This window comes from Bacillus sp. FSL R5-0434 (assembly GCF_038004745.1).
Lineage (GTDB): Bacteria > Bacillota > Bacilli > Bacillales > Bacillaceae > Bacillus > Bacillus halotolerans.
Genome location: NZ_JBBORV010000001.1, coordinates 121,431 through 142,480, shown reverse-complemented (window position 1 = coordinate 142,480; position 21,050 = coordinate 121,431). Strand labels below are relative to the sequence as shown.

Sequence of the window (21,050 nt, the reverse complement as noted above, 5' to 3'; positions counted from 1 at the left end):
TCTTCACTTTAAGCGATCTTACTTAGCAGATTTACCTTCTTTACGGCGAACAACTTCACCTTCGTAGCGGATTCCTTTACCTTTGTAAGGCTCTGGAGAACGGACAGCGCGAATGTTAGCAGCAATAGCTCCTACACGTTCTTTGTCTGTACCTTTAACGACTACTTTAGTTTGAGAAGGAACTTCGATATCGATGCCTTCTTCAGGGACGATCTCAACAGGGTGAGAGTATCCAACGTTTAAAACAAGTTTATTTCCGGATTTAGACGCACGGTAACCGACACCGACTAATTCCAAACCTCTTTCAAATCCTTTAGATACGCCTTCCACCATGTTGCCAAGCAGACTGCGAGTCGTACCATGCAGGGCACGGTGCTCTTTTTGATCAGAAGGACGAGCGACTGTAAGCACATTGTCCTCTATTTTAATCTCCATATCAGGGTGAAACGTACGAGTTAATTCTCCTTTTGGTCCTTTCACAGCTACAGTATTGTTATCGTTTAACGTTACTGTAACATCAGAAGGAATCTCAAGTAGCTTCTTACCTACACGAGACATACCAAACACCTCCATTCATGTTAAACTTTTTACCAAACGTATGCTAATACTTCTCCACCAGCTTGTTTTGCACGGGCTTCTTTGTCCGTTAAAACGCCATGTGATGTAGAAAGAATTGCGATTCCTAGACCGTTAAGTACACGCGGTACTTCATTAGATTTAGCATAAACACGCAAACCAGGTTTGCTGATTCTTTTAAGACCAGTAATTACGCGCTCGTTATTTTGTCCGTATTTCAAGAAAACGCGGATGATACCTTGTTTACTGTCTTCTACGAACTCAACGTCACGAATGAAACCTTCACGCTTTAAAATTTCAGCAATTTCTCTTTTCAATTTAGAAGCAGGAATTTCAAGCTTCTCATGACGTACCATGTTTGCATTACGAATACGAGTCAGCATATCTGCAATTGGATCTGTCATAACCATTATATAATTACCTCCTTCCCTTTCTTGGGGATTACCAGCTGGCTTTTTTCACGCCAGGAATTTGTCCTTTATATGCAAGCTCACGGAAACAAATACGGCAAAGTTTAAATTTACGAATGACTGAATGCGGACGTCCGCAGCGTTCACAGCGAGTGTACTCTTGTACTTTAAACTTTGGTGTACGTTGTTGTTTCGCAATCATTGACTTCTTAGCCACGATTTCGCCTCCCTTTCATTGATTATTTCTGGAACGGCATACCTACTTGAGTTAATAGCTCACGAGCCTCTTCATCAGAATTAGCAGTCGTTACAATAACGATGTCCATTCCGCGAACCTTTGTTACTTTATCGTAGTCAATTTCAGGGAAGATTAACTGTTCTTTGATACCAAGTGTGTAGTTACCGCGACCGTCGAAAGATTTTTTAGAAACCCCGCGGAAGTCACGTACACGCGGTAAAGATACAGAAATAAGTTTATCAAGGAAATCATACATGCGCTCTCCGCGAAGAGTTACTTTCGCACCGATAGGCATTCCTTCACGAAGACGGAATCCAGCAATTGATTTCTTCGCACGAGTAACGACAGGTTTTTGACCTGCGATAAACGTTAATTCTTCAACAGCACTGTCGATTGCTTTTGCGTTTTGAACAGCGTCACCAACACCCATGTTGATTACGATTTTTTCAATTTTAGGCACTTGCATAACTGAGTCATAGTTGAACTTAGTCATTAAAGCAGGTGCAATTTCTTTATTGTACTTTTCTTTAAGGCGGTTCATGAGATAGACCTCCCTTCCTTTAATACTATTTATCTAGAACTTGCCCAGATTTTTTTGCTACACGAACTTTTTTGCCATCTTCCACTTTGTATCCTACGCGAGTCACTTCACCTGTTTTAGGATCGAGCGGCATAACGTTTGATACATGAATTGGCGCCTCTTGATTAGAAATACCGCCTTGAGGGTTAGCTTGAGTTGGTTTAGAGTGTTTCTTTACCATGTTAACTCCTTCAACTAAAACGCGGTCCTTTTTAGGGAAAGCAGCAAGGATTGTTCCTTGTTTGCCTTTATCTTTACCAGAGATAACCATAACTTTATCGCCTTTTTTTACATGCATCCTGATCGCACCTCCTTGAATAAGGCATTTATTTCATTAGATAACTTCTGGAGCTAGAGAAACAATTTTCATAAAGTTGTTTTCACGCAATTCACGAGCAACTGGTCCGAAGATACGAGTTCCACGCGGGCTCTTGTCGTCACGGATGATAACACATGCATTCTCATCGAAGCTGATGTATGAACCGTCACTTCTGCGCGCTCCGCTTTTAGTGCGAACGATAACAGCTTTTACGACTTCACCTTTTTTGACAACGCCTCCTGGTGTTGCTTGTTTAACCGTGCAAACAATTACATCACCAATGTTAGCTGTTTTACGACCAGAACCACCAAGAACTTTAATAGTAAGTACTTCACGTGCGCCAGAGTTGTCAGCTACTTTTAAACGAGTCTCTTGTTGAATCATTATTTGTTACCTCCCTTCGGAAAAAAGAATTCCGAACTTTATTAGATAATAACAGCTTCTTCGACAACTTCAACTAGACGGAAACGCTTAGTTGCAGACAATGGACGAGTTTCCATGATCTTTACGATGTCACCGATTTTCGCTTGATTATTTTCATCATGTGCTTTGAATTTCTTTGAGTATTTTACGCGTTTACCGTAAAGTGAATGTTTCTTGTATGTTTCAACAACAACAGTGATGGTTTTATCCATTTTGTCAGAAACAACACGGCCTTGGTAAACTTTGCGTTGGTTACGTTCGCTCATGCTCACGACCTCCCCTCAGTGATTATTTATTAGCAGCAATTTCTCTTTCACGAATCACAGTTTTCATGCGCGCGATAGCTTTGCGCACTTCACGAATGCGAGCAGTATTTTCAAGTTGTCCTGTCGCTAATTGAAAGCGAAGATTGAAAAGTTCTTCTTTAAGAGACTTTACTTTTTGTTCAATTTCAGCAGTGGTAAGGTCACGAATTTCATTAGCTTTCATTTGATTCACCACCAATTTCTTCACGTTTTACGAACTTCGTTTTAATTGGCAATTTGTGAGATGCAAGACGAAGTGCTTCACGAGCAACCTCTTCAGACACACCAGAAATTTCAAATAAAACTTTGCCCGGTTTTACAACAGCTACCCAACCTTCTGGAGCCCCTTTACCGGATCCCATACGTACCTCAAGTGGTTTAGCAGTGTAAGGTTTAGAAGGGAAAATTTTGATCCAAACTTTACCGCCACGTTTCATGTAACGAGTCATCGCAATACGGGCAGCTTCGATTTGACGGTTAGTGATCCAAGAAGCTTCTAGAGCTTGGATACCGAACTCACCGAAATGTACTTCAGTACCGCCTTTCGCACGGCCACGCATTTTTCCGCGATGCTCTCTGCGATATTTAACGCGTTTAGGTAATAACATATTATTTTCCTCCTTCCTCAGTTTTCTTCTTAGTAGGAAGAACCTCTCCACGATAGATCCAGACTTTTACACCAAGCTTACCGTAAGTAGTGTCAGCTTCAGATGTTGCATAGTCAATGTCCGCACGTAATGTGTGCAATGGAACAGTTCCTTCACTGTAGTATTCAGAACGAGCGATATCTGCACCGCCAAGACGACCAGAAACCATTGTTTTCACACCTTGTGCTCCAGCACGCATTGTGCGTTGGATTTGTTGTTTCTGCGCACGGCGGAAAGAAACACGGTTTTCTAATTGACGAGCGATGTTGTCAGCAACTAGCTGTGCATCAAGATCTGCTCTTTTGATTTCAAGAATGTTAATGTGTACACGCTTGCCAGTAAGGCTGTTAAGGGCTTTACGAAGTGCTTCAACTTCAGAACCGCCTTTACCGATAACCATACCAGGCTTAGCTGTGTGGATCGTAATGTTAACACGATTTGCTGCGCGCTCGATTTCAACTTTAGAAACAGAAGCGTCAGAAAGTCGTTTGCTAATGTATTCACGAATTCTTAAATCTTCGTGCAGGAAGTCAGCGTAATCTTTACCAGCGTACCACTTAGATTCCCAATCACGAATGACTCCGATACGAAGACCGACTGGATTTACCTTTTGACCCACTACTTATCCCTCCTTCTTTTCTGATACAACGATTGTAATGTGGCTCGTACGTTTGTTGATTTGGCTCGCACGTCCCATAGCACGTGGGCGGAATCTTTTTAACGTAGGGCCTTCGTCAACGAATGCTTGAGAAATAACCAGGTTATTAGCGTCCATTTCATAGTTATGCTCAGCATTTGCAATAGCGGATTTTAATACTTTCTCGATAATTGGAGAAGCAGCTCTCGGTGTTAGGTTCAAGATTGACACTGCTTCACCTACTTGCTTGCCTCGAATCAGGTCCATTACTAGACGTGCTTTACGAGGAGCAATACGGACTGTTCTTGCAACAGCTTTAGCTTGCATTTAAAAGCCTCCTCTCTTAGCGTCTTGTTTTTTTGTCATCACTAGCATGACCTTTGTACGTACGAGTTGGAGCGAATTCACCCAACTTATGCCCTACCATATCTTCAGAGATGAATACAGGCACGTGTTTACGTCCGTCATAGACTGCGATTGTGTGACCAATAAACTGTGGGAAAATAGTAGAACGACGAGACCAAGTTTTTACGACTTGTTTCTTGTCTGTTTCATTTAATTTCTCGATTTTTGTCATCAAGTGTCCATCGACAAATGGTCCTTTTTTCAAGCTGCGAGCCATTTTGGAACCTCCCTTCGTGATTGCACTACGGTCCGAAGTGAACCGTAGACAACCCCGTTATTTATTTTTGCGACGACGTACGATAAATTTATCAGATTTGTTCTTTTTCTTACGTGTCTTGAATCCAAGAGTTGGTTTGCCCCATGGAGACATTGGTGATTTACGTCCGATTGGCGCACGTCCTTCACCACCACCGTGTGGGTGATCGTTAGGGTTCATTACAGAACCACGAACTGTTGGACGGATGCCTTTCCAGCGAGAACGTCCAGCTTTACCAATGTTGATAAGTTCGTGCTGTTCGTTACCTACTTGACCGATAGAAGCACGGCAAGCAGAAAGAATCATGCGAACTTCTCCAGAGTTAAGACGTACAAGAACGTATTTACCTTCTTTACCAAGAACCTGAGCAGATGTACCAGCTGAACGTACAAGCTGTCCGCCTTTTCCAGGTTTTAATTCAATGTTATGCACAACTGTACCAACAGGGATGTTGATAAGTGGAAGTGCATTACCTACTTTGATGTCAGCTTCTGGACCTGACATGATTTCAGTACCCACTTGAATTCCTTTTGGAGCAAGAATGTAACGTTTTTCTCCGTCTGCATAGTTGATTAGAGCGATGTTAGCTGAACGGTTTGGATCGTATTCAACTGTAGCAACGCGTCCAGGTATACCATCTTTATCGCGTTTGAAGTCGATAACACGGTATTGGCGTTTATGTCCGCCACCTTGGTGACGTACAGTCAATTTACCTTGGTTGTTACGTCCGCCTTTTTTGTGAAGGGGAGCAAGCAAGGATTTTTCCGGCTTGTCAGTCGTGATTTCAGCAAAATCTGAAGTTGTCATGCCACGACGTCCATTAGAGGTCGGTTTATACTTTTTAATCGCCATTTTGAATTTCCCTCCTTCTTTTTACAGATAATTAAGCTTCAAAAATTTCGATTTCTTTGCTGTCTGCAGTAAGTTTTACGATCGCTTTTCTGCGACGGCTAGTCATACCAGTGTAGCGTCCAACACGTTTTGATTTACCTTTGTAGTTCATGATGTTGACTTTGTCAACTTTCACTCCAAAGATGCTTTCAACCGCGTCTTTCACTTCTGTTTTGTTAGCTCTTACATCAACTTCAAAAGTATATTTCTTTTCAGCCATTAAATCAGCAGAACGTTCAGTAATGACGGGGCGCTTTAGAACATCACGAGGATCTTTCATTATGCAAGCACCTCCTCTACTTTTTCAACCGCTGCTTTTGTAATCAGAAGCTTCTCGTGGTTGACAACGTCTAAAACGTTGATTCCGTTAGCTTCAACTACAGTAACTCCAGGAATGTTGCGAGCAGATAAAGCTACTGCTTCGTTAGCATCTGCAGTTACGATTAAAGCTTTTTTCTCAACAGATAATCCTTTAAGGATAGCTGCCATTTCTTTTGTTTTAGCCGTATCAAGAGTAAGATCTTCAAGTACGATGATGTTGTTGTCGTTTACTTTAGAAGACAATACTGATTTGATTGCCAAGCGGCGAACTTTTTTAGGTAATTTATAAGAATAGCTGCGTGGTGTTGGGCCGAATACGACACCACCTCCGCGCCATTGCGGTGAACGGATAGAACCTTGACGGGCACGTCCAGTACCTTTTTGACGCCATGGTTTACGACCTCCGCCGCGTACTTCAGAACGATTTTTTACTTTGTGAGATCCTTGACGTAAGGAAGCTCTTTGCATAAGAATAGCGTCGAATACAACACTTTCATTTGGCTCAATTCCAAATACAGAAGCGTTTAATTCGATGTCACCAGCAGTAGAACCGTTTTGGTTGTATAATGCTACTTTTGGCATGATCAATTTCCTCCTTTCCTAAGAGAGTTATTTAGATTTAACAGCACTTTTAACAGTGATTAAAGATTTTCTCGCACCAGGTACGTTACCTTTGATCAAAAGAAGATTGCGTTCCGCATCAACTTTTACGACTTCAAGGTTTTGAACAGTGATCTGCTCTCCGCCCATACGTCCAGGTAATAATTTACCTTTGAATACACGGTTAGGATCTACAGGTCCCATTGAACCAGGACGACGGTGGTAGCGTGAACCGTGAGACATAGGTCCGCGAGATTGTCCGTGGCGCTTGATCGCACCTTGGAAACCTTTACCTTTAGATACTCCTGTTACATCTACAATTTCTCCAGCAGAGAAAATTTCAACCTTGACTTCCTGACCAACTTCATACGCATCCATTTCCACTCCGCGTAATTCTTTTACGAAGCGCTTAGGAGCAGTTTCCGCTTTAGCAACGTGTCCTTGTTCAGGTTTGTTAGAAAGCTTTTCGCGCTTGTCGTCAAAACCAAGCTGGATTGCTTCGTAGCCGTCGTTTTCAGCTGTTTTCTTTTGGAGAACAACGTTCGGAGCAGCTTCAATAACAGTTACCGGAATAAGATCACCGTTTTCTGCGAATACTTGCGTCATACCAATTTTTCTTCCTAAGATTCCTTTGGTCATTCGTCACACCTCCTATTAAGATCATTCTATATTTTAGAATTAAAGTTTAATTTCGATATCGACACCAGATGGTAAGTCTAATCGCATGAGCGCATCAACAGTTTGTGGTGTTGGGTTCACAATGTCGATTAAACGTTTATGTGTACGCATTTCAAATTGCTCACGAGAATCTTTGTATTTGTGCACCGCACGAAGGATTGTGTAAACTGATTTTTCAGTTGGCAACGGAATCGGACCAGATACGCTGGCACCAGAACGTTTTGCCGTTTCAACAATCTTCTCTGCAGATTGATCAAGGATTCTATGATCATATGCTTTCAAACGAATACGAATTTTTTGTTTTGCCATTATTTTCCCTCCTTTTCGCCTACTTCACGTTAGACAGTTCTCCGTGAGAAAAACCTGAACACCTTGCCATGGCAAAGCGGCCGGGTGTGTCAGCAACCTCTCACTTCATCGCAGTCAAAGACCAACATACACCATTATACAGAAAATAGACGTATGTTGCAAGACTTATTTAGAATATGCATGATTTGCACACTTTTAGTATTATACAGGTGTTTTTCTTATTTATCAAGAAGCGAGTGAATAAGGGAATTTTGTTCTATCATAAATGGTACACTGCGTGTTTACTCAGAGTATTGGCAAATAATGAAGGCTCCTCGATATGCGGCGTGTGGGCGGAGTTTTTAAAATAATGCCAGCGCTTTTCAGGAGCATCCACAAACAGATAATACTGTTTCGATGTTTCAGCAGGAACGATCAAATCATGTCTCCCCGAAATAAAAAAGCTCGGTACTTTAATAGAAGAAACTGATTTAAATGCATCAAAACGAAATAAATCATCAGTTAAATACTTTGCGCTGAAAAGCTGTCCTCTGATGAAACGAGAGATGTTTTTTATTCCATACTCATTTCCAGCAAGCAACTGACACAATACTGTAAGAATGTGCCGGCGATGATGAGTGAATCCTCCCCTGCTCAGTTCAATACAGACTCGAAAGATGAAGTGCTGAATTTTCTTGTTCCAAGGTGGAGGGCCGAGTAAGCCTAAGGCTACTGAAAGAAAGCGATTTGTCTTGCGCAGAGAATCATAGGCTGTTTTTTCTTCCATCTGAGTATTAGTGACCTGACTGATTCCATAATAAGCGTGAAAAAGATCCGGCCTCTCTTGCAGAACATGAAGAGCCAGCAGCGAACCCCAAGAATGTCCTGCAAGGTACACTTTTGTTTTTGAGAAATGGTCTAAAAGCCATTCGGTTACTTGAATTGTATCTTTAATGATTTGACTGATTGTCATTGAACTCTGCGGAATCTGTTTAGTATAGGAAAGACCTGAACCCCTTTGATCCCAATTTACAACTGTAAAGTGCTGTTCCAGTTCCTTTTGATAGCTCCTGATAAATCCGATTTGGGATGCTCCGGGTCCACCATGTAAAAAAAGCAGCAATGGGTTCGCTATATCATTTCCATTGATCATGAGCATTTGCTTCGTATTTTCGATCCTCAGTTTTTTCATGAAAGAAATTGATGTGTTTTCACTCATAACCCATAGCTCCTCAAATAAGATAAACCTTATTATACAAGCAAACAAATAAGTACACAAAAAACGAGACCCAAAGGGTCTCGTTTTCAATATACTATTACTCAGTGATTGTAGAAACAACGCCTGAACCAACAGTACGTCCGCCTTCACGAATAGAGAAACGAGTTCCTTCTTCGATAGCGATTGTAGAGATAAGTTCAACGTTCATTTCAGTGTTGTCTCCAGGCATAACCATTTCTACGCCTTCTGGAAGATGGATGATACCAGTTACGTCAGTTGTACGGAAGTAGAACTGAGGACGGTAGTTAGAGAAGAATGGAGTATGACGTCCACCCTCTTCTTTAGAAAGAACGTAAACTTCAGCTTTGAATTTGCTGTGTGGAGTGATTGTACCTGGTTTAGCAAGTACTTGACCACGTTGGATATCTTCACGAGCTACACCGCGAAGAAGGGCTCCAATGTTGTCTCCAGCTTCAGCGTAATCAAGAAGCTTACGGAACATTTCAACACCAGTAACAGTTGTTTTGCTGTTTTCTTCTTGAAGACCGATGATTTCAACTTCGTCACCGACTTTAACTTGTCCACGCTCAACACGTCCAGTAGCAACTGTACCACGACCAGTGATTGAGAATACGTCCTCAACTGGCATCATGAATGGTTTTTCAGTGTCACGTTCTGGAGTTGGGATGTACTCATCAACTGCATCCATAAGTTCGAAGATTTTAGCTTCGTACTCAGCATCTCCTTCAAGAGCTTTAAGAGCAGAACCTTTGATAACTGGTACATCATCACCAGGGAAGTCGTATTCGCTAAGAAGATCGCGAACTTCCATTTCAACTAGTTCAAGAAGCTCTTCGTCGTCTACCATGTCGCATTTGTTTAAGAATACAACGATGTATGGTACACCAACGTTTTTAGAAAGAAGGATGTGCTCACGAGTTTGTGGCATTGGGCCATCAGCAGCAGATACTACTAGGATAGCTCCGTCCATTTGCGCAGCACCAGTGATCATGTTTTTAACATAGTCAGCGTGTCCTGGGCAGTCAACGTGTGCATAGTGACGAGTTTCAGTTTCATACTCAACGTGTGCAGTAGAGATTGTGATACCGCGCTCACGTTCTTCTGGTGCACCATCAATTTGATCGTACGCCATAGCTGTACCTTTACCAGATTTCTTATGAAGTACTGTTGTGATAGCAGCAGTTAAAGTTGTTTTACCATGGTCAACGTGTCCAATTGTACCGATATTGGCATGTGATTTGGAACGGTCGAATTTTTCTTTAGCCATTCTAAAATCCTCCTTAAGAGCTTTTAATTAGTAATGTATAGAGTGATAGGAAGTGAAAGAAAGCTTTCACTTCCTCATCTTACAATAGTAGTTATACTTGAGTTAAGAGGCAAAATCAATTATTCGCCTTTATTTTTTTTGATAATTTCTTCAGCAATGCTCTTCGGCACTTCTTCGTAGTGATCCATGTGCATAGTGAACGTACCACGACCTTGCGTGTTAGAACGAAGGGCAGTAGCGTAACCGAACATTTCAGCAAGAGGAACCATCGCACGAACAACTTGCGCGTTACCGCGAGCTTCCATACCTTCTACGCGTCCGCGACGAGAAGTAACATCCCCCATGATATCTCCCATGTATTCTTCAGGAATAACCACTTCTACTTTCATGATTGGTTCAAGAAGAACTGGGTTACATTTGCTGACTGCATTTTTCAATGCCATAGAAGCAGCAACTTTAAATGCCATTTCGTTTGAGTCAACATCATGGTAAGATCCATCAAAAAGTTTTGCTTTAATGTCGATAAGCGGGAATCCAGCTAATACACCATTTTCAAGTGAATCTTCTAGACCTGCTTGAACAGCTGGGATGTATTCACGAGGAACAACCCCACCGACAATCGCATTTTCGAATTCAAAGCCAGCGCCTTCTTCGTTTGGTTCGAATTCAATCCAAACGTGACCGAACTGACCGCGTCCACCAGACTGACGTACGAATTTACCTTCAACTTTTGCACCGGAACGGAATGTTTCACGGTACGCAACTTGAGGAGCACCAACGTTAGCTTCTACTTTGAATTCACGCTTCATACGATCAACAATGATATCAAGGTGAAGCTCACCCATACCAGAGATGATTGTCTGACCAGTTTCCGGGTTTGTTTGAGTACGGAAAGTTGGATCCTCTTCAGCAAGTTTTGCTAAAGCGATACCCATTTTATCTTGGTCAGCTTTTGATTTAGGCTCAATTGCAACGTCGATAACTGGTTCTGGGAATTCCATTGATTCAAGGATAACTAGATCCTTTTCATCACATAGAGTATCTCCAGTAGAAGTATCTTTTAGACCTACAGCAGCTGCGATATCTCCTGCATATACAGTAGAGATTTCTTCACGGCTGTTGGCGTGCATTTGAAGGATACGTCCAACACGCTCACGTTTGCCTTTAGTTGAGTTTTTCACGTATGAACCAGAATCAAGTGTTCCAGAGTACACACGGAAGAACGTCAGCTTACCAACGTAAGGGTCAGTCATAACTTTAAATGCTAATGCAGAGAATGGCTCGTCATCAGAAGAATGACGCTCAATCTCTTCATTTGTATCAGGACGTATACCTTTGATTGCAGCAACGTCTGTTGGTGCAGGAAGGTAGTCAAGAACAGCATCAAGTACTAATTGAACACCTTTGTTTTTGAAGGCAGAACCCACAAGAACTGGGTAGAATTCAACATTTAAAGTACCTTTACGGATACCTGCTTTTAACTCGTCAATAGTGATCTCTTCACCCTCAAGGTATTTGTCCATAAGCTCTTCATCAAGCTCACATACAGCTTCAATGAGGCTGTTGCGAAGCTCTTCAGCTTGCTCTTTGTACTCTTCAGGGATTTCTTTCGCATCAGAACGAGTTCCGAGATCATCTTCGTAGAAATACGCAACGTTTTCTACTAGGTCAATGATACCTTCGAAGTTGTCTTCAGCACCGATCGGCAATTGAATTGCATGCGCGTTAGCTTGAAGACGATCTCTTAAAGTTCCTACAGAGTAAAGGAAGTCTGCACCGATTTTGTCCATTTTGTTGACGAAAACGATACGCGGTACTCCGTAAGTTGTTGCTTGACGCCAAACAGTTTCTGTTTGAGGCTCAACGCCAGACTGTGCGTCAAGTACAGCAACAGCACCATCAAGTACACGAAGAGAACGTTCAACTTCAACTGTGAAGTCTACGTGTCCTGGAGTATCGATGATGTTTACGCGGTATCCTTTCCACTGTGCAGTTGTCGCAGCGGAAGTGATTGTGATACCACGTTCTTGTTCCTGCTCCATCCAGTCCATTTGTGAAGCTCCTTCATGAGTTTCACCAATTTTGTGGATACGACCAGTATAGAACAAGATACGTTCTGTAGTAGTCGTTTTACCGGCATCAATGTGAGCCATGATCCCGATATTACGAGTTTTGTCTAAGGAGAACTCTCTTGCCATTGGGTAATTTCTCCTTCCTTATTGGGAAATTGTGTTTTTTAGTATATAAATCCTACCAACGATAGTGAGCAAATGCTTTGTTTGCTTCAGCCATCTTATGAGTATCTTCACGTTTCTTAACAGCAGCACCAGTGTTGTTAGCTGCGTCAAGGATTTCGTTAGCTAAACGCTCTTCCATCGTTTTTTCTCCGCGAAGACGAGCATAGTTAACTAACCAGCGAAGTCCAAGAGTAGTACGACGTTCAGGACGAACTTCTACAGGAACTTGGTAGTTCGCACCACCTACACGGCGTGCTTTTACTTCAAGTACAGGCATGATGTTTTTCAATGCTTGTTCGAAAACCTCCATTGCATCATTGCCAGTACGTTCTTTAATGATATCGAATGACTTGTATAGGATTGTTTGAGACTTACCTTTTTTACCGTCGATCATCATTTTGTTGATTAGACGAGATACAAGCTTAGAGTTGTAAATCGGATCAGGTAAAACGTCTCTTTTTGCTACAGGACCTTTACGTGGCATCTGAATATCCTCCCTTCATCAATTATACGTTTATACGTTTATTATTTTGCTTTAGGACGTTTAGTACCGTATTTAGAACGGCCTTGCGCACGGTTTTCAACTCCAGCAGTGTCAAGCGCACCACGAACGATGTGGTAACGTACCCCTGGTAAGTCTTTTACACGTCCGCCGCGGATAAGTACAACACTGTGCTCTTGCAGGTTGTGACCGATACCAGGAATGTAAGCAGTAACCTCAATTCCGTTAGTCAAACGAACACGAGCATATTTACGAAGTGCTGAGTTCGGTTTTTTCGGTGTCATTGTACCAACACGAGTACATACCCCGCGTTTTTGTGGAGAAGATACATTAGTGTGCTCTTTTTTAAAGCTGTTGTATCCTTTGTTAAGTGCAGGAGACTTTGAGTTTTCTACTTTACTCACGCGTCCTTTGCGAATTAGCTGATTAATTGTAGGCATGTTTTGTTCCTCCCTTCATTACGTTTTATAACCCACATACCCAGGTGGTTCATCAATAGGCAAAAAACAATGTCTTTACACGAGAATAAATCTCACGCAAAAACAAAAAGTACGTTATAACATAATGGCAACAGCTGCTGCTCCTACTTCAATTCCGCAGGCTTTGCCGAGCTTTTTCATGGATTCAACCATTGAGACAACAATCCCATTATCTTTCGCAAGTGTTATCACACTTGACGTAAGAATAGGATCCGCGTCTTTTGCAACGACTACTTCCTTTACTGAACCTCGTTTTAGAGCTTTCACTGTTTGCTTCGTACCAATAATAATTGATTTGGCCTGTGATACTTTATCATAAGACATAAACATATCCTCCAAAGTAACAGGTTTATTTCGAGCACCTTGGTTATATTATCATTCTAGGAGACGAATGTCAACAAGGTATGACATTTTTTAGTTTCTATCTTCTCATAGAGTGATTTTTTTATTTAAATATGACTGCTGAAAGACTGTTTTGCAGTCTCTCAGCAGCATGATATCAGTTATTCAACCGGAACCATGTCCTCAGTCGGCTGAACATTTGAAACAGGTTTTACTTTTCGGTATTTCATCATTCCAGTACCAGCCGGAACAAGCTTACCGATGATAACATTCTCTTTCAGGCCGAGAAGTTCGTCACGCTTACCTTTGATCGCTGCGTCTGTAAGGACACGTGTTGTTTCCTGGAAGGAAGCAGCAGATAAGAATGAATCAGTTTCAAGAGAAGCTTTGGTAATACCGAGTAAGACAGGACGGCCTGTAGCAGGACGTTTGCCTTCCAGCAATACCTTTTTGTTCGCTTCAGTAAATTGGTGAATATCAAGTAATGAGCCAGGAAGCACATCAGTCTCACCGGCATCAATCACACGTACTTTGCGAAGCATTTGGCGAACCATTACTTCTACGTGTTTATCGCCGATTTCAACACCCTGCATACGGTAAACCTTTTGAACCTCATGAAGAAGATACTCTTGAACTGTAGTCAGGTCAGTCACTTTAAGAAGTTCTTTCGGATCGATTGAACCTTCTGTCAGCACTTGGCCTCGAGTAATTTTATCTCCTTCCGCTACTTTTAAGCGGGAGTTATATGGTGCCGTATAAGAGCGTGTTTCAACTGCGCCTTGAACCACAATTTCCTGCTGTTTGTCGCGAACTTCATTGATTTCAACGACTGTACCGTCGATTTCGGTAATTGTTGCCTGACCTTTTGGATTACGCGCTTCGAAAAGCTCTTGGATACGCGGAAGACCCTGTGTGATATCGTCTCCTGCAACCCCGCCTGTATGGAATGTACGCATTGTTAACTGTGTACCAGGCTCACCGATTGATTGGGCAGCGATGATTCCAACTGCTTCTCCGACTTCTACATCGGTACCAGTCGCAAGGTTTCGGCCATAGCATCGTTTACATACACCATGAGGCGTATTACATGTGAAGGCAGAACGGATCCACACTTCTTCAATGCCGGCTTCAACGATTTCAATCGCTTTATCTTCATCGATCAGTTCGTTTTCGTTTACAAGCACTTCACCTGTTTCAGGGTGTTTCACTTGTTTTCTTGCAAAACGGCCGATTAAGCGTTCTTCTAAGCGCTCAATGATTTCAGTGCCTTCTCTAAGCGGTTGAGCAAGGATGCCTCGGTCAGTCCCGCAATCAGTTTCACGGATGATAACATCCTGTGCAACGTCAACAAGACGGCGTGTAAGGTAACCTGAGTCAGCAGTTTTAAGGGCGGTATCGGCAAGACCTTTACGCGCACCGTGAGTGGAGATAAAGTACTCCAATACTGTCAGACCTTCACGGAAACTAGATTTGATCGGTAACTCAATGATACGTCCAGCCGGGTTGGCCATCAGACCGCGCATTCCGGCAAGCTGAGTAAAGTTAGACGCGTTACCACGGGCACCAGAGTCACTCATCATGTAGATCGGGTTGAGCTCATCAAGTGATTTCATCAGTTTGCCTTGGATAACGTCTTTTGCAGAACTCCAGATAGAGATAACTCTCTCATAGCGTTCTTCTTCAGTGATCAGACCGCGGCGGAACTGCTTCATAACGTTATCAACTTTGCCCTGTGCTTCTTCAAGAATTTCTTGTTTATCATCGAGAACGACGATATCAGAAACCCCAACTGTAATACCAGCTTTTGTTGAATGTCTGAAACCTAGGTTTTTCATGCGGTCAAGCATTTTAGACGTTTCCGTAATGTGGAATCGTTTAAAGATTTCCGCGATGATTTTACCCAGAATACCTTTTTTAAACGGTGCATTGATTGGCTGCTGTGCGATGGCAGCTTTTACATCGGCACCTTTTTCTAAGAAGAAACGGTCTGGTGTTTTCTCTTCAATGTTGCTCTTCGTTGGTTCATTCATGTAAGGGAATGATTCTGGAAGAATTTCATTGAAGACCAATTTACCGACAGTTGTAATTAACAATTTTGAGCGCTGTTCTTCGGTAAATGTCACGTTCTTAAGGGAGTTCGCTGCAACAGCCACTCTCGTATGAAGGTGAACATATCCGTTTTGATAAGCAAGAAGCGCTTCATCCGTATTCTTGAAGACCATACCTTCACCAACAGCACCAGCACGCTCCAGAGTCAGGTAATAGTTACCCAGTACCATATCCTGAGACGGTGTTACAACTGGTTTACCATCTTTAGGGTTCAAGATGTTTTGAGCGGCAAGCATCAAGATGCGTGCTTCAGCTTGAGCTTCTGCAGATAATGGTACGTGAACCGCCATTTGGTCACCGTCAAAGTCAGCGTTATAAGCTGTACATACGAGCGGGTGAAGACGGATTGCGCGTCCTTCAACAAGTGTCGGTTCAAACGCTTGGATACCTAATCTGTGAAGCGTAGGGGCACGGTTCAGAAGGACCGGGTGCTCCTTGATAACTGATTCTAGTACATCCCATACTTCAGGCTGTACGCGCTCAATTTTACGTTTCGCACTCTTAATGTTGTGAGCAAGACCCTTTTCAACAAGCTCTTTCATAACGAAAGGTTTGAAAAGTTCGAGCGCCATTTCCTTCGGTAATCCGCATTGGTACATTTTCAGATGAGGACCAACGACGATTACAGAACGTCCGGAGTAATCGACACGTTTACCAAGAAGGTTTTGACGGAAACGGCCTTGCTTCCCTTTCAGCATGTGAGAAAGAGATTTTAATGGTCTGTTACCAGGACCTGTTACAGGGCGTCCGCGACGGCCGTTGTCAATTAAAGCATCGACAGCCTCTTGAAGCATACGCTTTTCGTTTTGAACGATAATGCTAGGCGCACCAAGGTCTAAAAGGCGTTTCAAACGATTGTTACGGTTGATGACACGACGATAAAGGTCGTTCAAATCGGAAGTCGCAAAACGTCCGCCATCAAGCTGAACCATCGGTCTGAGCTCAGGAGGAATAACAGGAAGCACATCAAGGATCATCCAAGAAGGCTTGTTTCCTGAGTTACGGAAGGCTTCCAAAACTTCAAGGCGTTTGATCGCACGAGTACGACGCTGTCCTTGAGATGTTTTCAGCTCTTCTTTTAACATATCAACTTCTTTTACAAGATCGATATCTTGAAGAAGTTTATGAATCGCTTCCGCACCCATAGATGCTTGGAACTTATTACCGTACTTATCAAGATACGCACGGTATTCCTTTTCTGATAGAAGCTGTTTCTTTTCAAGCGGTGTGTTTGCCGGATCAGTTACAACGTAAGAAGCAAAGTAAATAACTTCTTCCAGTGCACGAGGCGACATATCTAACACTAGACCCATACGACTTGGGATACCTTTGAAATACCAAATGTGGGAAACTGGGGCAGCCAGTTCAATGTGCCCCATTCTCTCACGACGGACTTTAGCCCGTGTTACTTCAACTCCGCAGCGGTCACAAACTACGCCTTTATAACGAACTCGCTTGTACTTCCCGCAATGACATTCCCAGTCCTTAGTCGGTCCGAAAATGCGTTCGCAGAATAGACCGTCCTTCTCAGGTTTTAACGTACGATAGTTTATCGTTTCAGGCTTTTTCACTTCACCAAAAGACCATGAACGGATTTTATCCGGTGAAGCAAGACCGATGTTCATATACTCAAAATTGTTCACATCTAGCAAGGGGCCTACCTCCCTTTTTATCTTCGGATTAACCGATGTCACTTGCCTTTATAACTAGAGATTATTCTTTTGTTACTACATCGCGTTCAACGTCTGCAGATGCTGTTTCTTCCGGCTCTTCATCACCTGATAACGCCAGGCCGTCAGCTTGTTTTGCATCTTCTTCGTCTTCTAAATCTCTCATTTCTATTTCTTCTTCATCGCTAGAAAGGATTTTCACATCCATACCTAAACTTTGAAGTTCTTTAATTAATACTTTGAATGATTCCGGAACACCAGGTTCAGGAACGTTGTCGCCTTTAACGATGGCTTCGTATGTTTTCACACGTCCAACCACGTCATCAGACTTAACAGTCAGAATCTCTTGAAGAGTGTAAGCTGCACCGTAAGCTTCAAGTGCCCAAACCTCCATCTCACCAAAACGCTGTCCGCCAAATTGAGCTTTACCGCCAAGAGGCTGCTGCGTAACAAGTGAGTAAGGACCTGTAGAGCGTGCATGAAGTTTATCGTCAACCATGTGAGCCAGTTTAATCATGTACATGATACCGACAGATACACGGTTATCAAACGGCTCTCCGGTACGTCCGTCGTAAAGAACGGTTTTAGCGTCACGAGACATTCCGGCTTCTTCAAGTGTTTCCCAAACATCCTCTTCACGCGCTCCGTCAAATACCGGTGACGCAATGTGGATGCCGAGGTAACGAGCGGCCATACCCATGTGAAGCTCTAATACCTGCCCGATGTTCATACGTGATGGTACGCCCAGCGGGTTAAGCATGATATCAATTGGCGTGCCGTCAGGAAGATAAGGCATATCCTCTTCAGGAAGAATCTTAGAAATAACACCTTTGTTACCGTGACGACCGGCCATTTTATCCCCTTCAGAAATTTTACGCTTCTGAACGATATATACGCGTACTAACTGGTTTACACCTGGAGGAAGTTCGTCTCCGTCCTCACGGTTGAAGACTTTAACATCGTGAATAATTCCGCCGCCGCCGTGAGGCACACGAAGAGAAGTATCACGAACCTCGCGGGCTTTTTCACCAAAGATGGCGTGAAGAAGGCGTTCTTCTGCAGTAAGTTCTGTTACACCCTTAGGCGTTACTTTACCAACGAGAAGATCTCCGTCTTTTACTTCTGCCCCGATACGGATAATTCCGCGGTCATCAAGATTGCGAAGCGCATCTTCACCGACGTTCGGAATATCGCGAGTGATTTCTTCAGGCCCGAGTTTAGTATCACGTGCTTCTGATTCATATTCTTCAATGTGAATAGATGTATAAACATCATCTTTCACAAGACGTTCACTCATGATGATGGCATCCTCATAGTTGTAGCCATCCCATGTCATGAAGCCGACCATTACGTTACGGCCAAGTGCAAGTTCACCAAGCTCCATAGAAGGACCGTCAGCAAGGATTTCTCCTTTTACCACTTCATCGCCGACACTTACGATCGGACGCTGGTTGTAGCAAGTACCTTGGTTAGAGCGGACAAATTTCAGCAAGCTGTATTTATCCAGGTTGCCTTTTACTTTTTGACCGTCTACTTCTTCATAGCGGCGAACCCAAACGTTTTTCGCTTCTACACGTTCAACGATACCAGGGTGTTTACAAATCACAGCGGCACCAGAGTCTTTACCTGATACGTATTCCATACCAGTTCCTACGAATGGCGCTTCCGGCTGCATCAAAGGCACAGCCTGACGCTGCATGTTCGCTCCCATTAGGGCACGGTTCGAGTCATCGTTTTCTAAGAACGGGATACATGCTGTCGCAGCAGATACTACCTGCTTAGGCGATACATCCATGTAATCAACACGGTTTCTAGGAACAACGGTGTTCTCACCGCGGAAACGGGCTACAATGCTGTCATCCACAAACGCACCTTCGTCATCGAGTCGTGCATTTGCCTGAGCAACAACGTAGTTATCTTCTTCATCAGCAGTTAAGTAATCGATTCTTGGCGTCACTTTTCCTGTTTCAGGATCAACGCGGCGATATGGCGTTTCAATAAAGCCAAAACGGTTTACTTTTGCATATGATGATAGTGAGTTGATCAAACCGATGTTCGGTCCCTCTGGCGTCTCAATCGGACACATACGGCCATAGTGGGAGTAGTGAACGTCACGCACTTCCATTCCGGCACGCTCACGTGTCAATCCGCCCGGTCCAAGAGCCGACAGACGGCGCTTATGTGTTAATTCAGCAAGCGGGTTCGTCTGGTCCATGAATTGAGAAAGCTGAGAGCTTCCAAAGAACTCTTTAATGGACGCAATAACAGGACGAATATTGATCAGCTGCTGAGGTGTAATTGTATTCGTATCTTGAATTGACATTCTCTCACGAACCACACGCTCCATACGGCTTAAACCGATACGGAATTGGTTCTGGAGAAGTTCACCTACAGAACGTAAACGGCGGTTTCCAAGATGGTCAATATCATCTGTGTCGCCTACTCCGTGCAGCAAGTTGAAGAAGTAGCTGATAGAAGAAATAATATCAGCAGGTGTAATGTTTTTAATCTCTTCTTCAACGTAAGCATTGCCGATGACATTAATAACCTGTTCTCCTTCTTGATCAGTAGGAGCAAAGATCTTAATGGATTGAAGCGTTACTTCGTCCTCAACAACACCGCCGTTCGGATACAGCTTTCTGAAACCGATTCCGTTTTCTAAGTATGGCAGTACTTTATCAAGAGTTCTTCTATCAAGAATCTGACCTTTTTCAGCCAGGATTTCTCCTGTTTCAGGATCAACAAGCGTTTCAGCAAGTCTCTGATTAAAGAGGCGATTTTTAATATGAAGCTTTTTATTAATTTTATAGCGTCCTACATTGGCAAGATCGTATCGTTTCGGATCAAAGAAACGAGAATCAAGCAAGCTTTTCGCATTTTCCACTGTAGGCGGCTCTCCAGGACGGAGGCGCTCGTAGATTTCGAGCAGCGCTTTATCGCTGTTTTCTGTGTTATCTTTATCAAGCGTATTTCGCAGGTATTCGTTTTCTCCTACAAGATCAAGAATCTCTTGATCGGAGCCGAAGCCGAGAGCACGCAAAAGAACCGTAACCGGCAACTTACGTGTGCGATCAATGCGTACATAAACAACATCTTTCGCATCAGTTTCGTATTCTAACCATGCGCCACGGTTTGGAATGACAGTTGCGGTAAAACCTTTTTTACCGTTTTTGTCTACTTTACCACTGAAATATACACTTGGAGACCGAACAAGCTGGGAAACGATAACGCGTTCCGCACCGTTTATGATAAAAGTACCTGTATCTGTCATAATAGGGAAATCCCCCATGAAGACATCTTGGTCTTTTACCTCTCCAGTTTCTTTGTTAATTAAACGAACCTTCACTCTTAGCGGAGCTGAGTAAGTCACATCACGTTCTTTTGATTCCTCTACAGGATATTTAGGCTCCCCTAAACTGTAATCAATGAACTCAAGAGAGAGGTTACCAGTGAAATCCTCAATTGGCGATATGTCTTGAAACATCTCTCTAAGACCCTCATCAAGAAACCACTGATAAGAAGAGGTTTGAATTTCAATGAGATTTGGTAATTCTAACACTTCGCTAATGCGAGCATAGCTTCTGCGCTGGCGGTGTCGTCCATACTGAACTAGTTGACCTGTCAACTGAT

Annotated in this window: 25 protein-coding genes; all 25 read right to left on the bottom strand. The window is 43.0% G+C overall.

Going from position 1 to position 21,050, the window contains the following annotated elements; all coding sequences use genetic code 11:
* Positions 1 to 18: 18 nt before the first annotated feature.
* The 25 genes from rplF to rpoB all read right to left on the bottom strand — a co-directional run bounded on the left by rplF (position 19) and on the right by rpoB (position 21,045).
* On the bottom strand, positions 19 to 558 hold the full coding sequence (gene rplF, locus NYE43_RS00800; protein WP_010332777.1) for a 50S ribosomal protein L6: 540 nt from the start codon (positions 556 to 558) through the stop codon (positions 19 to 21).
* A 29-nt stretch (positions 559 to 587) separates the two neighbouring features.
* The gene (rpsH, locus tag NYE43_RS00795; protein ID WP_010332776.1) at positions 588 to 986 is read right to left on the bottom strand and encodes a 30S ribosomal protein S8; all 399 of its coding nucleotides are present in this window, start codon (positions 984 to 986) and stop codon (positions 588 to 590) included.
* 31 nt (positions 987 to 1,017) lie between these two features.
* A complete protein-coding gene (rpsN, locus tag NYE43_RS00790) occupies positions 1,018 to 1,203 on the bottom strand; it encodes a 30S ribosomal protein S14 (protein WP_003156488.1) in 186 nt (61 codons plus the stop codon).
* A gap of 22 nt (positions 1,204 to 1,225) precedes the next feature.
* Positions 1,226 to 1,765: a 50S ribosomal protein L5 gene (rplE, locus tag NYE43_RS00785; protein WP_044153413.1), complete on the bottom strand. Its 540-nt coding sequence runs from the start codon at positions 1,763 to 1,765 to the stop codon at positions 1,226 to 1,228.
* Between the two features lie 25 nt (positions 1,766 to 1,790).
* The gene (rplX, locus tag NYE43_RS00780; RefSeq protein WP_003156486.1) at positions 1,791 to 2,102 is read right to left on the bottom strand and encodes a 50S ribosomal protein L24; all 312 of its coding nucleotides are present in this window, start codon (positions 2,100 to 2,102) and stop codon (positions 1,791 to 1,793) included.
* Positions 2,103 to 2,138: 36 nt separating this feature from the next.
* A complete protein-coding gene (gene rplN / locus NYE43_RS00775; RefSeq protein WP_003225805.1) occupies positions 2,139 to 2,507 on the bottom strand; it encodes a 50S ribosomal protein L14 in 369 nt (122 codons plus the stop codon).
* 41 nt (positions 2,508 to 2,548) lie between these two features.
* Complete coding sequence (gene rpsQ / locus NYE43_RS00770) at positions 2,549 to 2,812, bottom strand: 30S ribosomal protein S17 (protein WP_003178345.1); 264 nt, start codon at positions 2,810 to 2,812, stop codon at positions 2,549 to 2,551.
* Between the two features lie 22 nt (positions 2,813 to 2,834).
* Positions 2,835 to 3,035 (bottom strand): 50S ribosomal protein L29, encoded by a 201-nt coding sequence (gene rpmC / locus NYE43_RS00765; protein WP_003156482.1) that lies wholly within the window; start codon positions 3,033 to 3,035, stop codon positions 2,835 to 2,837.
* Entirely contained in the window at positions 3,025 to 3,459 is a 435-nt protein-coding gene (rplP, locus tag NYE43_RS00760) for a 50S ribosomal protein L16 (protein WP_003225801.1), read from the bottom strand. Before rplP ends, rpmC begins: the two co-directional genes overlap by 11 nt.
* 1 nt (position 3,460) lies before the next feature.
* The gene (gene rpsC, locus NYE43_RS00755) at positions 3,461 to 4,117 is read right to left on the bottom strand and encodes a 30S ribosomal protein S3 (RefSeq protein WP_010332773.1); all 657 of its coding nucleotides are present in this window, start codon (positions 4,115 to 4,117) and stop codon (positions 3,461 to 3,463) included.
* A 3-nt stretch (positions 4,118 to 4,120) separates the two neighbouring features.
* Entirely contained in the window at positions 4,121 to 4,462 is a 342-nt protein-coding gene (gene rplV, locus NYE43_RS00750; protein ID WP_003156475.1) for a 50S ribosomal protein L22, read from the bottom strand.
* Between the two features lie 16 nt (positions 4,463 to 4,478).
* The gene (rpsS, locus tag NYE43_RS00745) at positions 4,479 to 4,757 is read right to left on the bottom strand and encodes a 30S ribosomal protein S19 (RefSeq protein ID WP_003156472.1); all 279 of its coding nucleotides are present in this window, start codon (positions 4,755 to 4,757) and stop codon (positions 4,479 to 4,481) included.
* Between the two features lie 57 nt (positions 4,758 to 4,814).
* On the bottom strand, positions 4,815 to 5,648 hold the full coding sequence (gene rplB, locus NYE43_RS00740; protein ID WP_003225795.1) for a 50S ribosomal protein L2: 834 nt from the start codon (positions 5,646 to 5,648) through the stop codon (positions 4,815 to 4,817).
* Positions 5,649 to 5,679: 31 nt separating this feature from the next.
* The gene (gene rplW / locus NYE43_RS00735) at positions 5,680 to 5,967 is read right to left on the bottom strand and encodes a 50S ribosomal protein L23 (protein ID WP_003225793.1); all 288 of its coding nucleotides are present in this window, start codon (positions 5,965 to 5,967) and stop codon (positions 5,680 to 5,682) included.
* Positions 5,967 to 6,590 (bottom strand): 50S ribosomal protein L4, encoded by a 624-nt coding sequence (gene rplD / locus NYE43_RS00730; RefSeq protein WP_003242004.1) that lies wholly within the window; start codon positions 6,588 to 6,590, stop codon positions 5,967 to 5,969. The genes rplW and rplD overlap by 1 nt, the downstream gene beginning before the upstream one ends.
* A gap of 27 nt (positions 6,591 to 6,617) precedes the next feature.
* Entirely contained in the window at positions 6,618 to 7,247 is a 630-nt protein-coding gene (gene rplC, locus NYE43_RS00725; RefSeq protein ID WP_059291697.1) for a 50S ribosomal protein L3, read from the bottom strand.
* A gap of 39 nt (positions 7,248 to 7,286) precedes the next feature.
* Positions 7,287 to 7,595: a 30S ribosomal protein S10 gene (gene rpsJ / locus NYE43_RS00720; protein WP_003156464.1), complete on the bottom strand. Its 309-nt coding sequence runs from the start codon at positions 7,593 to 7,595 to the stop codon at positions 7,287 to 7,289.
* Between the two features lie 259 nt (positions 7,596 to 7,854).
* Entirely contained in the window at positions 7,855 to 8,793 is a 939-nt protein-coding gene (locus NYE43_RS00715; RefSeq protein ID WP_286109127.1) for an alpha/beta fold hydrolase, read from the bottom strand.
* Positions 8,794 to 8,890: 97 nt separating this feature from the next.
* A complete protein-coding gene (gene tuf / locus NYE43_RS00710; protein WP_010332768.1) occupies positions 8,891 to 10,081 on the bottom strand; it encodes an elongation factor Tu in 1,191 nt (396 codons plus the stop codon).
* A gap of 119 nt (positions 10,082 to 10,200) precedes the next feature.
* Positions 10,201 to 12,279, bottom strand: a complete 2,079-nt coding sequence (gene fusA, locus NYE43_RS00705; protein WP_095714790.1) for an elongation factor G — start codon at positions 12,277 to 12,279, stop codon at positions 10,201 to 10,203.
* Between the two features lie 52 nt (positions 12,280 to 12,331).
* On the bottom strand, positions 12,332 to 12,802 hold the full coding sequence (gene rpsG, locus NYE43_RS00700; protein WP_003225784.1) for a 30S ribosomal protein S7: 471 nt from the start codon (positions 12,800 to 12,802) through the stop codon (positions 12,332 to 12,334).
* Between the two features lie 41 nt (positions 12,803 to 12,843).
* Positions 12,844 to 13,260 (bottom strand): 30S ribosomal protein S12, encoded by a 417-nt coding sequence (gene rpsL / locus NYE43_RS00695; RefSeq protein WP_003156445.1) that lies wholly within the window; start codon positions 13,258 to 13,260, stop codon positions 12,844 to 12,846.
* 114 nt (positions 13,261 to 13,374) lie between these two features.
* Positions 13,375 to 13,623 (bottom strand): 50S ribosomal protein L7ae-like protein, encoded by a 249-nt coding sequence (locus NYE43_RS00690; protein ID WP_341060604.1) that lies wholly within the window; start codon positions 13,621 to 13,623, stop codon positions 13,375 to 13,377.
* A 179-nt stretch (positions 13,624 to 13,802) separates the two neighbouring features.
* Complete coding sequence (gene rpoC / locus NYE43_RS00685) at positions 13,803 to 17,402, bottom strand: DNA-directed RNA polymerase subunit beta' (RefSeq protein ID WP_341060602.1); 3,600 nt, start codon at positions 17,400 to 17,402, stop codon at positions 13,803 to 13,805.
* Positions 17,403 to 17,463: 61 nt separating this feature from the next.
* Entirely contained in the window at positions 17,464 to 21,045 is a 3,582-nt protein-coding gene (gene rpoB / locus NYE43_RS00680; protein WP_044153423.1) for a DNA-directed RNA polymerase subunit beta, read from the bottom strand.
* Between the last annotated feature and the right edge of the window lie 5 nt (positions 21,046 to 21,050).

Excerpts from the sequence above, each read along its gene's own strand:
- rplF (WP_010332777.1), bottom strand. The coding sequence starts at position 558 with ATGTCTCGTGTAGGTAAGAAGCTACTTGAGATTCCTTCTGATGTTACA.
- rpsH (WP_010332776.1), bottom strand. The coding sequence starts at position 986 with ATGGTTATGACAGATCCAATTGCAGATATGCTGACTCGTATTCGTAAT.
- rplE (WP_044153413.1), bottom strand. The coding sequence starts at position 1,765 with ATGAACCGCCTTAAAGAAAAGTACAATAAAGAAATTGCACCTGCTTTA.
- rplX (WP_003156486.1), bottom strand. The coding sequence starts at position 2,102 with ATGCATGTAAAAAAAGGCGATAAAGTTATGGTTATCTCTGGTAAAGAT.
- rplN (WP_003225805.1), bottom strand. The coding sequence starts at position 2,507 with ATGATTCAACAAGAGACTCGTTTAAAAGTAGCTGACAACTCTGGCGCA.
- rpsQ (WP_003178345.1), bottom strand. The coding sequence starts at position 2,812 with ATGAGCGAACGTAACCAACGCAAAGTTTACCAAGGCCGTGTTGTTTCT.
- rpmC (WP_003156482.1), bottom strand. The coding sequence starts at position 3,035 with ATGAAAGCTAATGAAATTCGTGACCTTACCACTGCTGAAATTGAACAA.
- rplP (WP_003225801.1), bottom strand. The coding sequence starts at position 3,459 with ATGTTATTACCTAAACGCGTTAAATATCGCAGAGAGCATCGCGGAAAA.
- rplV (WP_003156475.1), bottom strand. The coding sequence starts at position 4,462 with ATGCAAGCTAAAGCTGTTGCAAGAACAGTCCGTATTGCTCCTCGTAAA.
- rpsS (WP_003156472.1), bottom strand. The coding sequence starts at position 4,757 with ATGGCTCGCAGCTTGAAAAAAGGACCATTTGTCGATGGACACTTGATG.
- rplB (WP_003225795.1), bottom strand. The coding sequence starts at position 5,648 with ATGGCGATTAAAAAGTATAAACCGACCTCTAATGGACGTCGTGGCATG.
- rplW (WP_003225793.1), bottom strand. The coding sequence starts at position 5,967 with ATGAAAGATCCTCGTGATGTTCTAAAGCGCCCCGTCATTACTGAACGT.
- rplD (WP_003242004.1), bottom strand. The coding sequence starts at position 6,590 with ATGCCAAAAGTAGCATTATACAACCAAAACGGTTCTACTGCTGGTGAC.
- rplC (WP_059291697.1), bottom strand. The coding sequence starts at position 7,247 with ATGACCAAAGGAATCTTAGGAAGAAAAATTGGTATGACGCAAGTATTC.
- rpsJ (WP_003156464.1), bottom strand. The coding sequence starts at position 7,595 with ATGGCAAAACAAAAAATTCGTATTCGTTTGAAAGCATATGATCATAGA.
- NYE43_RS00715 (WP_286109127.1), bottom strand. The coding sequence starts at position 8,793 with ATGAGTGAAAACACATCAATTTCTTTCATGAAAAAACTGAGGATCGAA.
- tuf (WP_010332768.1), bottom strand. The coding sequence starts at position 10,081 with ATGGCTAAAGAAAAATTCGACCGTTCCAAATCACATGCCAATATCGGT.
- fusA (WP_095714790.1), bottom strand. The coding sequence starts at position 12,279 with ATGGCAAGAGAGTTCTCCTTAGACAAAACTCGTAATATCGGGATCATG.
- rpsG (WP_003225784.1), bottom strand. The coding sequence starts at position 12,802 with ATGCCACGTAAAGGTCCTGTAGCAAAAAGAGACGTTTTACCTGATCCG.
- rpsL (WP_003156445.1), bottom strand. The coding sequence starts at position 13,260 with ATGCCTACAATTAATCAGCTAATTCGCAAAGGACGCGTGAGTAAAGTA.
- NYE43_RS00690 (WP_341060604.1), bottom strand. The coding sequence starts at position 13,623 with ATGTCTTATGATAAAGTATCACAGGCCAAATCAATTATTATTGGTACG.